The following is a 12,352-nucleotide window of genomic DNA, read 5'->3' on the forward strand; positions in this document are numbered from 1 at the left end:
CGATGGCGGCGGCTCCGGCGGCCGAAGCCGCGCCCGCCGCCGCCGCGCTTCCGGCGCGCCTGTCCCCCATCGCCGCGCCCCTGGCCACGCAGCCGGCGGCCCCCGTGGTCGCGCTCGCGCCGCTGCGACGCATGGCGCCGCCGCGAACGTCGTCAGGCCCCGGCCCGAACCCCGATCCGCGTCCGAATCCCCATCCGGACCCACACCCGAACCCGCGGCCCAATCCCCAGCCCAGCCCGAGGGTGACGAGGGACATCAACATCAATGTCGACGACCGACAGAAGGCCAGCGTCGAGATCCGAGCCGATCGGCAGGAGCAGACCCTGGGCGCGACCGTCTATCTCGGCGACGTCACGCTGCGCGGCCAGCTGAATCCGGTGCTGGTCAATCTGAAGGTCAACGGCCGCGTGGCGCCGATGAACTTCACGCCGAGCGACCTCGCCCGGGGAACGATCGAGCGCCTGGAAGTGACCGGCCGCGACGCCTCCGTCGACCGCAGGATGACGGTCAACGTCGTCCTCAAGAACACCGCCCCGTAGGCTCACGCAGCGGAGAAACCCCATGAACGCGCTCTTCGCCTCCGCCGCCCTGGGCCTGGTCGCCGCCTGGCCCGCCAGCGGCCTGGGCTGGATGCTCGGCAAGGCCGCCGACCGGCTGACCGGCGATCCCCTGACCCGCGCCACGGCCTGGAACCGCGCGGTGGCCCTGCCGCCGACGGTGCTGGGCCTGATGGTCGGCGTCTCGGCCCTGCCCCAGGAGACCACCGACCCGGTCTATCAGGTCGCCATGACCACCCGCGCCGCGGCCACCGCCGGCGCCGTGGTCCATGACCTGTCGACCCGCGCCCTGCCAACGGTCGATAGCGGCGAGATACTGAGCGCCGTGCTGATCCTGGGCGCGCTGGGAGGCCTGGCCGTCGCGGGCGCCCGCCAGATCGCCGGCCGCGCCAAGCTCGAGCGCATCGTCCGCGACGCCCGTCCCGTGTCCCAGGAACTGGCCCTGGCCGTCCGCGCCGCCGCCCGCCGCCTGGACACCGGCCGGCCCGAGGTGAAGGTCAGCGACGTGATCGACCAGCCCCTGCTGGCCGGCCTGACGACACCGGTCATCCTGCTGCCCGCCGAGTTGGTCGAACGGCTGGACGTCCACCGCCTCGTGCCGATCTGCGCCCACGAGCTGGCGCATCTGAAACGTGGCGACAACTGGCGGCTGCTGGTCGAGCATCTGCTGGGGGGCCTGTTCTGGATGGTCCCGCCGTTCGCCGCCATCCGCGCCCGCGCCGCCGCCACACGCGAGGAGCTGAGCGACGCCCTGGCCCTGGACGGCGCCAGCCCCGCCGACCGCCACGGCTATGCCGAGGCCCTGATCGCGGTGTTGCGCGGCCGCGCCGCCCCCGCCCTGCATCCCGCCTTCACCGGCAAAGGACGAAAGCCGACCGCCATGCGCCTGCGAGCCATCACCCATCCCCAGGACCCCGCCAGCTTCACCCGCCGCGCCCTGCTGGGCCTGGCCAGCCTGCTCGCCATGGCCGTGATCGCCAGCGGTTCGATCGCCCTGGCTCAGCAAGGCGAGAACCAGCGCGGCAGCCGGACCATCATCAGCGACAACGGCAGCGGCCAGTATGTCGAGATCCGATCGGACATGGTCCGTGTCAGCAACGCCGAGATCGTCAAGGGCAAGCTGAAGGTTCCGGACGGCCAGGTCTCGACCTATCACGGCCACGTCCAGGTTCGCGGTCGGCTCAAGGCCCCCGAGACGACGGTGCTGCTGAACGGCGACACCCCGCCGGCCGGCTTCGATCCCACCACCCTGCCCGACGGGGCGATCGAGCGGCTGGACGTCGTCAACCACTCGACCGGCGGCAAGTCGCGCGTGACCCTGAACGTCTTCCTCAAGCCTGGCGTCTAGCGCCGCGAAGGCGCACGGCTAGGCGGCGGAGGTCGCGCCCCCACCGCCGGCGCCGAGCCGTGTCAGGCCGGGCTCAGGACCTTGAAGTCGGCCTTGGCGCGAGCGGCGTCACCGGTCTTCACGGTGAAATCGTAGTCGCTCCAGTAGATCGCGATGATGTTGGGCGAGCTGCTGTTGAACGACACGGTGTGGGACTCACGCCGCGAGGCGTAGATGCTCAGATAGTAGACGTCGTGCGTCTCGTCCTCGAAGGCCAGGTACATCGAGCCGCTGAAGGCGCCGCTGGGCCCTTGGGCGTCGACGCGAACCTGGTAGCTGTAGAAGCCGGCGTTCGACAGGAGCTCGATCCCAAACACCGTACCCTTGTCGTTGGCCACGACGCAGTTCTGCGGCGAGTTGCCGTTCACCGTCGCCGACTGACCCACCTGCATGCCGCCGGGACAGGTCGCCTTGTGGTACTTGCCCCGGTCGGAGCATTCGCCGCAATCACCCGCAAAGTTCGCCACACCACTGGTCATTTGCTTCTCCCATCGGTTTTTCGTGAGTGATCGGCGCGTCCCATTCCGGGGATCGACGCCGAGCGCCAAGGTACCAGCCACCCCTCGAAATACAATCTATAAGGCTTTTTAAATCAAATTCTATTCAAACGAGCATTTGAGCTTGAGTGTTAAGCCCGGCGGCTTTGCCCAGCCCGACGTTTCCGCTAAACCCCCCGCCATGTCGCACAACACCTTCGGTCACCTGTTCCGCGTCACCACCTGGGGCGAAAGCCACGGCCCGGCGCTCGGCTGCGTCGTCGACGGCGTGCCGCCCGGCATCGCCCTGACCGCCGAGATGATCCAGGCGTTCCTCGACAAGCGCCGGCCGGGCGCCGGCAAGTTCGTCACCCAGCGCCAGGAGCCGGACGCCGTGCGCATCCTGTCGGGCGTGTTCGAGGACGAGCGCACCGACGGCCAGCGCACGACCGGCACGCCGATCAGCCTGATGATCGAGAACACCGACCAGCGCTCCAAGGACTATGGCGAGATCGCCCAGGCCTTCCGCCCGGGCCACGCCGACTATCCCTATTTCGCCAAGTACGGCGTGCGCGATTATCGCGGCGGCGGCCGCAGCTCGGCGCGGGAGACCGCCGCGCGGGTGGCGGCCGGCGCGGTGGCGCGGCTGGTGATCCCCGGCGTGACCGTGCGCGCCGCCCTGGTGCAGATCGGTCCGCACGCGATCAACCGCGACAACTGGGACTGGAGCCAGACCGAGCAGAATCCCTACTGGTCGCCGGACGCCGCGGTCATCCCCGTCTGGGAAGAGCACCTGGAGACGATCCGCAAGGCCGGCTCCTCGACCGGGGCCGTGGTCGAGGTCGAGGCCGTCGGCGTGCCCGCCGGCTGGGGCGCGCCGCTCTACGGCAAGCTGGACGCCGAACTGGCCGCCGCCCTGATGTCGATCAACGCCGCCAAGGGCGTCGAGATCGGCGAGGGCTTCGCCAGCGCCGCGCTGACGGGCGAGGACAACGCCGACGCCATGCGGCTGGGCGACAACGGTGAGCCGGTATTCCTGTCCAACCACGCCGGCGGCGTGCTGGGCGGCATCTCGACCGGCCAGCCAGTGGTGGCGCGCGTGGCCTTCAAGCCGACCTCGTCGATCCTGATCCCGCGACAGACCCTCAACGAGGCCGGTCAGGAGATCGACCTGCGCACCAAGGGCCGCCACGATCCGTGCGTCGGCATCCGCGGCGTACCGGTGGTCGAGGCCATGACCGCCTGCGTGCTGGCCGACGCCTTCCTGCGCCATCGGGGCCAGACGGGCGGCCACGTATTCGCGCCCGGCGCGAGCCGCCAATAAGAGTGACCAAAGATCGAAAACCACGATTTCCGAGCCCTGGTCACTGATTAGGCTCAGCTTTTCGGGTTGACGTGCATACGATTGCAAAGGTATGGCTCAATACGCGTATCCCCTGGCGCGCGAACGGCACACGCCATGGTTGTGATACGTTACGCGAGGACGAGGGGGCTCGGCGCGTGCGATTCGATCTCCTGAAAATCCTGCTGGTCGACGACAACCAGCACATGCGGATGTTGCTGATCGAGATCCTGCGGGCGATCGGCGTGCGCTATGTGTTCGAGGCCATGGACGGCGCCGAGGCGCTGGCGATCCTGCGCTCCACCGCGATCGACGTGGTGTTCACCGACCTGTCGATGAACGGCCTGGACGGCATCGATTTCGTCCGGCTGGTCCGCCAGTCGCCCGACAGCCCCAACCCGTTCGTGCCGATCGTGATGATCACCGGCCACTCGACCGAGCGCCGGGTGCATGAGGCCCGCGACGCCGGGGTCAACGAGTTCCTGACCAAGCCGGTCACGGCGCGCGGCGTCATCCACCGCCTGACCCTGCTGATCGAGAACCCCCGCCCGTTCGTCCGCGCGGGCGACTATTTTGGCCCTGACCGCCGCCGCCGCGCCGATCCCCGCTACCGGGGCGAGCGCAGGCGCGAAGACGACAAGCGGGCGCTGTATGTGGACGACGCCGAGGCGGGTCGCGGCCATCCGACGCGGAGAATTTAAACCTTTGGCCGGCTAGAACGTGGTGAACAGCGTTTTGCGAGCTTCACCATGACCCTTCGCCGCCTGGCTCCGCCTTCCCGCGTCGCGCCCCTGGCCGCCATCCTGACGATGGTCGCGCTCTCTCAGACCGGCTGCCTCGCGGCGGCCGCCGTCGGGACCGTGGCCGGCACGGCGATCGGCGTCACCGGCGCGGTCGTCGGCGGCGCGGGCAAGGCCGTCGTGGCCACCGGCAAGGCGGTGATCCCGGGCGACGGCAAGAAGGACCGCGATCGCGACGACTACCGCCGCTAGCGCTAAGGCCTAGGGCAGACCCAGATATTTGTGGGTCTGGACGCTCAGGCGCCATTGCGGGTGCGCCAGGCAGTAGGCGACCGCCAGCTGCGTGTTCCGGTCGCGATCCGGCCCGTCCATCGGCTGCAGGTAGAAGCGCTCGAAATCCAGACCGACGAAGCGCTCCGGCATGGCCTTGTCCTGCGGGAAGACCAGCTTCAGCTCCTGGCCCGAGGTCTGAACCACCGGCGCGTCGGCCTTGGGGCTGATACAGATCCAGTCGATCCCCGCCGGGGCCTCCAGCGTGCCGTTGCTCTCGCAGGCGATCTGGAAACCGCGCGCGTGCAGCGCCGCGATGACGGCGTCATCCAGTTGCAGGAACGGCTCGCCGCCGGTGCAGACCACCAGCCGGTCGTCCGGCCCGCCGGTCCACTGGGCCTCGACGGCGGCGGCCAGGGCCTCGGCCGTGGCGAACTTGCCGCCGTTCTCGCCGTCGGTCCCGACGAAGTCGGTGTCGCAGAAGGTGCAGACCGCCTTGGCGCGGTCCTGCTCGCGGCCGGTCCACAGGTTGCAGCCGGCGAAACGGCAGAACACCGCCGCCTTGCCCGCCTGGCCGCCCTCGCCCTGCAGGGTCAGGAAGATTTCCTTGACGGAGTAGGTCATTCTCCCTTCCCCCTTGGATGGGGGAAGGGTTGGGGATGGGGGTGACAGCGCGTCAGGACGGAGCGCGAGCCGAACCGCCGCGACACCCCCACCCTACCCTCCCCCATCAAGGGGGAGGGAGCTGTAGAGCGGATGCTCATTGCGCCGGCGCCCCCTTGGGCAGCGCCTCGCGTCCCGCCGCGACCCACTCGACATAGCCCTTCTCGCGCAGCTCGCACGCCGGGCAGGTTCCGCAGCCATGGCCCCAGGCGTGGAGTTCGCCGCGTTCGCCCTGGTAGCAGGTGTGGCTCTCCTCGATGATCAGCTGAACGAGGTCTTCGCCGCCTAGCGCCTTGGCCAGGGCCCAGGTCTGGGCCTTGGTCAGCCACATCAGCGGGGTCTCGACCCGGAAGTCGCGGTCCATGCCGAGGTTCAGGGCGCTCTGCTGGGCGTCCAAGGTGTCGCGCCGGCAGTCGGGATAGCCCGAGAAGTCGGTCTCGCACATGCCGCCGACCAGGGCCTCGATCCCTCGGCGATCGGCCAGGGCGGCTGCGTAGATCAGGAACACCAGGTTGCGGCCCGGCACGAAGGTCGAAGGCAGGCCGCGCTCGGTCATCTCGATGGCGCGGTCGGCGGTCAGGGCCGATTGGGCCACGGCGCCGAAGCTCCGGATGTCGAGGACGTGGTCCTCGCCCAGGCGATCCGCCCACTGGGGAAAGCGCGCGGCGACCTCGCGGCGCACGGCCTGGCGGGCCTCCATCTCGACGACGTGGCGCTGGCCATAGTCGAAGCCGACCGTCTCGACGCGCTCATAGCGCTCGAGGGCCCAGGCCAGGCAGACGCTGCTGTCCTGGCCGCCGGAGAACAGAACGAGCGCGCCAGTGGACGTATTCGGGCTCATGCGAGCCTCTCAAGGTGGAAAAGGGGGAACATGGCCCCTCCTCTACACGAGGCAAGGCCAAGCCGGAACCGCCAGGGGCAGCATCGGGAGCGCGCCAGGCCGACTCATGCGATACTCAATCGACGAACGAGAGCGAGATCTTTTACCCGCCGAACCCAGTCATATCTCGCCATTGCGAGATATATTGACACCCCTCGGCGCCGCGTTCCGTTACGGAAACACCAAACTTGATCTTCTAATCAATCAAAACGCACCCGTACCGGGAGAACACCGCCTCCTGGAAAGTGAAAAGGCGTAACCTATCGCTGTTCACTTACGAATGCGCCAGTTGACAGCTTTCAAACGCAAGTATGCAATCTCGGAATGCTGCGATGGGTTCGCCGTACGCCCGCGTGGTGAGAACAGTACGGCGCCGAGGAAACATCGGCCCTCGCAGGCTCCATTCATAAGGCGCCGCCCGGGTCCAGGGAGGGAATTCAATGTCGCAAACTCTGCGTATGCGGAGCCTATTGGTCATGGGCGCTTCGGCGGTCGCGATCTCCGGCTTCGCCGTCCCCGCGTTCGCCCAGCAGGCCGCCAAGCCGGCGCAACAGAACACCACCGTCATCGAAGAGCTGGTCGTCACCGCCCAGAAGAAGGAAGAAGCGCTCCAGGACGTGCCGATCGCCGTGTCGGCGTTCAGCCAGGACTCCCTCGAAGCGCAGAAGATCGACGGCGGTCCGAACCTTCAGCAGGCGATTCCGAACGTCAGCTTCGCCAAGAGCAACTTCACCAACAGCTTCAACTTCCAGATCCGCGGCATCGGGGCCAAGGCCGTCGGCGCCTCGGCCGACCAGGGCGTCGGCGTCCACCTGAACAACGCCCCGATGCAGTCGGGCAACCTGTTCGAGGCCGAGTTCTACGACGTGGAGCGCGTGGAAGTGCTGCGCGGCCCGCAGGGCACCCTCTACGGCCGCAACGCCACCGGCGGCGTGGTCAACGTCATCACCGCCAAGCCGACCGACCAGTTCGAGGCCAATATCCGCGCCGAGTACGGCAACTACAATTCGGTCAAGCTGCGCGGCATGGTCAACGTGCCGATCTTCGGCGACAAGCTGGCCGTCCGCCTGTCGGGCGCCTCGCTGAAGCGCGACGGCTTCGTCACCAACACCTTCAACAACCACGTCGTCGACGACCGGGACCTCTATTCGACCCGCGTCCAGGTGATGTTCAATCCGACCGACAAGCTGCGCACCAACTTCCTGTGGGAACGCTTCCACGAGAACGACACCCGCGCGCGCACCGGCAAGCAGCTCTGCACCAAGGACAACGGCCCGGCCACGGTCGGCGGCGTGCCGACGGGCGCGGCGCGCGGCTTCCTGACCCAGGGCTGTCTGCCCGCCTCGCTGTACGGCGCCAGCGCCTATGGCACGGTCAACACCTCGGGCACGCTGACGGGCCTTCTGGGCAACATCTTCGGCTTCACTTCGGGCGATACGAACCTGGGCGACACCACCTCGACGAACCTGCGCGAGATCGAGACGGCGCTGGATCCGCTCTACCGGTCGGGCTCGAACGTCTATCAGCTCACCCTGGCCTACGACCTGACCGACGCCCTGACGGCCACCTCGATGACCGCCTACAGCAAGGGCAGCGTCTATACGAAGCAGGACTACAACCGGAACGTCTCGCCGGTCCCCTTCAACAACACGCCCTTCACGCCGGGCGGGTTCTTCAACGACCCGCAGGTGGGCAATACGAACAAGTTCACGACCATCGACGTCTCGTCGGGCCGTTCGGAACAGTTCAGCCAGGAACTTCGCCTGCAGTCGGCCTTCGACGGCCCGCTGAACTTCACCGTCGGCGCCATCCACTTCACCTACCGGACGCTGACCGACTACTACGTGATCGGCAACTCGCTGACCCTGTCGTCGCTGGCCCTGAACTTCTCCAAGACCGGCAATCCGAACTGCAACCCGGCGACCACCGCCAACTGCATCGGCATCGACACGGCGGCCGACCCGACCGGCGACGGCCACAACTACTATGACAACCGCACGCCCTACACCCTGGTGTCGGACGCGGTGATGGGCGAGCTCTACTATCAGGCCAGCGAGGACCTGAAGTTCACCCTGGGCCTGCGCCAGACCCGCGACAAGAAGGCGGTCAAGAACTACTCGACCGTCCTGCTGGCCCCCGGCTACGGCCTGACCTTGAACCCGACCAACCCGGACCAGCGCGCCCGCTTCAACGAGACCACGGGCCGCGTCGGCGTGGACTACAAGGCTCATCTGGGCTTCACCGACGACACCCTGCTCTATGCCTTCTATTCCAAGGGCTACAAGGGCGGCGGCATCAATCCGGGCGTCCCGGCCGGGGCGGTGGGCATCAGCCAGACCTTCGACCCGGAGTTCGTCAACGCCATCGAGATCGGCGCCAAGAACACCCTGGCCGGCGGCAGCGTGCTGATCAACGCCACGGGCTTCTCGTACGACTACAAGGGCTATCAGATCTCCAAGATCGTGAACCGCACCTCGGTGAACGAAAACGTCGACGCTAAGGTCTACGGCTTCGAACTGGAAAGCATCTGGTCGCCGGTCCGGAACCTGAAGCTGAACGCCAATATCGGCTATCTGCACACCAAGATCGGCGACGGGGTCACCTCGATCGACACGATGAACCGCACCCAGTCCAACCCGGCCTATACGGTCGTGAAGGTGGGTCCGAACTCGTCGGCCGTCGGCGCCAACTGCGTGCTGGCCTCCGCCGGCGTCGCCACCATCCTGGGCGCCGGCGCCGGAGGCACCCTGCCCTGGGCCTGCTCGGGGGCGGCGGCCTATCAGGCGTTCCTGTCGACCCCGGCCGCGCTCGGCGGCGCGGGCCTCCCCGCGCCCACGGCCGCCTTCCTGGCCAACGCCACCGGGCTCTACACCTACGGGGCCGGCTACTCGATCGAAGGCACGGCGGCGAACCTGTCGGGCAATGAGCTGCCGAACTCGCCGCACTGGACCACCTCGCTCGGCGCCCAATACACCTTCGAGCTGCCCTCCGGCTGGTCGGCCACCCTGCGCGGCGACTACTACCGCCAGAGCCAGCAGTTCGCTCGCGTGTACAACACCGAGTACGACCGCCTGAAGTCGTGGGACAACGGCAACATCACCCTGAAGGTCGAAAAGCCGGAATGGGGCGTCTCGATCGACGCCTATGTGAAGAACATCGGCAACAAGACGCCGATCGTCGACGCCTACACCACCGACGACAGCTCGGGCCTGTTCACCAACGTGATCACCGCCGAGCCTCGCCTCTATGGGGTGTCGATCACCAAGTCCTGGTAGGTCCGGTTACGCAAGAAAATGGAGGGGACGGCGGGTCATCCGCCGTCCCTTTTTCGTCGAGGCTCCGGAGGCTCGGCGGAAAGGTGAGCGATTTCCCACGATTACCGCGCCGCGACCGCGCCCAACTTAACGACTCCGCAAGGCCGGCTGGGGCAAGCTGTCGTTCCAAGTCCCAGCGAAACGCCGCATGGAAACGCTATACCGTCTGATCGATCTGAGCGACCCGATCGCGCCCGGCACGTCCTGCGCCGAGGCGGCCGCGATGTTCGACGCCGATCCGGCCATGCCGGCGCTGGCGATCGTCGACGCCGACCGCGCGCCGATCGGCCTGGTGTATCGCGACGTGCTGCAGGGCATGATGCGGGTCGCCGAGGAAGCCCTCGCCGGCAAGCCGATTTCCGAGGTCATGGACACCGCGCCGCGTATCGTCGCGGCCCAGACCGACGCCAGCAGCTTCGTCAACGCCCTGGCCGACAGCCCCACGCCCGTCTTCCGCACCGCCTATATCGCCGTGGACGCCGCCGGCCGCTATGTGGGCGTCGGCGGCCTGGGTTCGCTGCTGGCCTCTCACCGTCGGCGTCAACGCGACGCCCGCGACGCCATGGGCATGGCCGAGCGCATGGCCGTCGACATCGGCGCCCACCTGGACGGCGTGCTGGCCATCACCGAACGCCTCGAGCAGCAGCGCCTGACGCCGGACGCCTCGGCGTTCGTGCGCGCCATCGGCGACACCAGCCGCGACATGGGCGCGACGGTGAACCGCGCCATCGACCTGCACCGCTCGTCCCGCGGCCAACTGACCTTCGCCCCCACCCCCACCCGCCTGCGCGACCTGGCCGACGCGGTCGAGGCCCGCTGGGCCGAACGCGCCCACGAGGGCGGCTCCACCCTGTTGGTCTCCTACAACGGCGATCCGGAATGCGGGGTCGAGGTCGACGGCGAGCGCCTGCTGCAGGTGTTCGACATCCTGATCGAGAACGCCCTGGCCGCCGGCCGCGGCATGATCGAGACCCGCCTGACGGCCCGCGCCGACGGCGACCAGATCCGCCTGGAAGGCCTGGTGCGCGACAACACCGAGGGCCACGCCGACGAGCGCCTGGCCCGGATCAACGACCCGCTGGGCCCGTCCAGCCTGCAAGACCGCAACGAGATGGCCCTGGGCGTGGGCATGGCCCTGGCTCACCGCGTCCTGCGCGCCATGGGCGGTCCCTTGCACGCCGAGGCCAATCGCGGCGCCGGCCTGACCGTCGGCTTCGGCCTGACGCTCGCGGCGGCCGCCGCCGAGGCCGAGATCCACGAGGAGCAGGCCGTCGCTTCCCGCGCCGCCCACATCCTGATCGTCGACGACAACGCCACCAACCGCATGGTCGCCGAGGCGCTGTGCGACATGTTCGAGTGCACCTCCGAACAGGCCGTCGATGGCGTCGACGCCGTCGAGATGGCCAAGGGCGGCCGCTTCGATCTGATCCTGATGGACATCAAGATGCCGCGCATGGACGGCATCGCCGCCACCCGCGCCATCCGCGAGATCGGCGGCCGCGCTGGCGGCGTGCCGATCGTGGCCCTGACCGCCAACGCCGATCCGGCCGACGTCCAGACCTACATCGCCGCGGGCATGCAGGACGTGGTCGAAAAACCGATCAAGCCCGAGCGCCTGGCCACCGTGCTGAGCGCCCTGTTGGGCGAGGACGAAGACGGCGAAGAAGCCGCCGCCTAAAAGCCAGATCAACAGGCTCTAATTCATAGACTTAGAGCGCGGTCGAGCGGTTTACCCGTTCACACCTAAACCTAACGCGCTCCAGCCGCGCCCGCGCATCCGGCGACAATTGGACGCCGCTTTCCGACGCTACCCTGGATAGCACACGCTTGGCGCCGAGGCGGATCCCAGCCTAGCTTCGCTCTCAGCGTGAGTACGGAGCGTCCCGAGTGCTGAATACGGCGGAACAACAGGCCTGGGCGTTTCTCAGCCAGGCGCCGCACCTGGGCTCGGCCCATGAGGTGGAAAGCCATTTCGCCCAGGCGATCGGGGCCTTCGGTTACGACAAGTTCTGCGCCACCCTGGTCAATGCCGAGCACTATGGCAAGGAGCCGCCGACGCTGAGCCGCCGCGACTTCGAGGGCTGGGACCAGCGCTATTGGAGCGAACGCTACGTCGTCCACGATCCGTGCGTGAAGCTCCTCCTGAAGTCGCCGCGCTCGTTCGCCTGGACCGACGCCAAGCCGCTGGGCGACGGCCGCGCCCAGTCCATGTGGGGCGAGGCTTCCGAGCTGGGCATGAACGACGGCTATGTCGTGCGCGTCTTCGGCCCGGCCGGCCAGGAAGTGCTGATCCGCATGTCGACCGAGGCCCCCACCACCGACCCGACCGCGCGCGCGGTCATCGACAGCCTGGCCACGGTGTTCGGCGCGATCATGCTCAAGCACTGGGAAATGCAGGACGACAATCCCGACTACGGGGTCATCTCCGAGCGTCAGGCCCAGTGCCTGTACTGGGCCAGCCGCGGCAAGACCGACTGGGAGATCGGCGCGATCCTGCAGCTGTCGCCGCGCACGGTCCATCACCACATCGAGGCCGCCAAGAAGCGGCTGGGCGTGGTCAAACGCCAGGAAGCCGTGCTCAAGGCGGGTGAGCTGGGGTTGCTCTCCAAACTCTAACCCAGACCCCCGCGGCCCTGACAAGCACCCTCCGCGCGCAAGGCTTAGGCCGTTTGGCCTATCGTCCGTTCGCCGGATCATGCCCCCTAATGCAGGCCGTTCCTGTT

General features: G+C 68.0%; 10 protein-coding genes and 1 pseudogene. 8 read left to right on the forward strand and 3 right to left on the reverse strand.

The annotated features are described in order from the left end of the window. Window positions 1-539 (forward strand): annotated as a pseudogene (locus AC1RJ9_RS22825) (hypothetical protein); the annotation flags it as partial. A 22-nt stretch (window positions 540-561) separates the two neighbouring features. Further along, window positions 562-1,905, forward strand: a complete 1,344-nt coding sequence (locus AC1RJ9_RS22830) for a M56 family metallopeptidase (protein ID WP_492835904.1) — start codon at window positions 562-564, stop codon at window positions 1,903-1,905. Between the two features lie 62 nt (window positions 1,906-1,967). On the opposite strand, the gene AC1RJ9_RS22835 is transcribed toward AC1RJ9_RS22830, so the two are convergent. Further along, entirely contained in the window at window positions 1,968-2,423 is a 456-nt protein-coding gene (locus AC1RJ9_RS22835; protein WP_492835906.1) for a hypothetical protein, read from the reverse strand. Between the two features lie 199 nt (window positions 2,424-2,622). Here AC1RJ9_RS22835 and aroC point away from each other — a divergent pair, with 199 nt between their 5' ends. The 3 genes from aroC (at window position 2,623) to AC1RJ9_RS22850 (ending at window position 4,754) form a co-directional block, all read left to right on the forward strand. After that, complete coding sequence (aroC, locus tag AC1RJ9_RS22840) at window positions 2,623-3,744, forward strand: chorismate synthase (RefSeq protein WP_492835908.1); 1,122 nt, start codon at window positions 2,623-2,625, stop codon at window positions 3,742-3,744. A gap of 176 nt (window positions 3,745-3,920) precedes the next feature. Then, window positions 3,921-4,463, forward strand: coding sequence for a response regulator (locus AC1RJ9_RS22845; protein WP_492835910.1), 543 nt, complete (start codon window positions 3,921-3,923; stop codon window positions 4,461-4,463). A 48-nt stretch (window positions 4,464-4,511) separates the two neighbouring features. After that, the gene (locus AC1RJ9_RS22850) at window positions 4,512-4,754 is read left to right on the forward strand and encodes a hypothetical protein (RefSeq protein WP_492835912.1); all 243 of its coding nucleotides are present in this window, start codon (window positions 4,512-4,514) and stop codon (window positions 4,752-4,754) included. 9 nt (window positions 4,755-4,763) lie between these two features. On the opposite strand, the gene queE is transcribed toward AC1RJ9_RS22850, so the two are convergent. Together queE and queC are read right to left on the reverse strand one after the other, a co-directional pair. Continuing rightward, window positions 4,764-5,396, reverse strand: a complete 633-nt coding sequence (gene queE, locus AC1RJ9_RS22855; RefSeq protein ID WP_492835914.1) for a 7-carboxy-7-deazaguanine synthase — start codon at window positions 5,394-5,396, stop codon at window positions 4,764-4,766. Between the two features lie 136 nt (window positions 5,397-5,532). Further along, entirely contained in the window at window positions 5,533-6,276 is a 744-nt protein-coding gene (queC, locus tag AC1RJ9_RS22860) for a 7-cyano-7-deazaguanine synthase QueC (RefSeq protein WP_492835916.1), read from the reverse strand. Window positions 6,277-6,755: 479 nt separating this feature from the next. On the opposite strand from queC, the gene AC1RJ9_RS22865 reads away from it, so the two are divergent. From AC1RJ9_RS22865 to AC1RJ9_RS22875, 3 genes are all read left to right on the forward strand, one after another. Next, window positions 6,756-9,590 (forward strand): TonB-dependent receptor, encoded by a 2,835-nt coding sequence (locus AC1RJ9_RS22865; protein WP_492835917.1) that lies wholly within the window; start codon window positions 6,756-6,758, stop codon window positions 9,588-9,590. A 187-nt stretch (window positions 9,591-9,777) separates the two neighbouring features. Next, entirely contained in the window at window positions 9,778-11,307 is a 1,530-nt protein-coding gene (locus AC1RJ9_RS22870; protein ID WP_492835918.1) for a response regulator, read from the forward strand. Between the two features lie 209 nt (window positions 11,308-11,516). Continuing rightward, a complete protein-coding gene (locus AC1RJ9_RS22875) occupies window positions 11,517-12,245 on the forward strand; it encodes a helix-turn-helix transcriptional regulator (protein ID WP_492835919.1) in 729 nt (242 codons plus the stop codon). The last annotated feature ends 107 nt before the right edge of the window (window positions 12,246-12,352 follow it).

Source organism: Caulobacter sp. GW822-FHT07D08 (assembly GCF_058798735.1).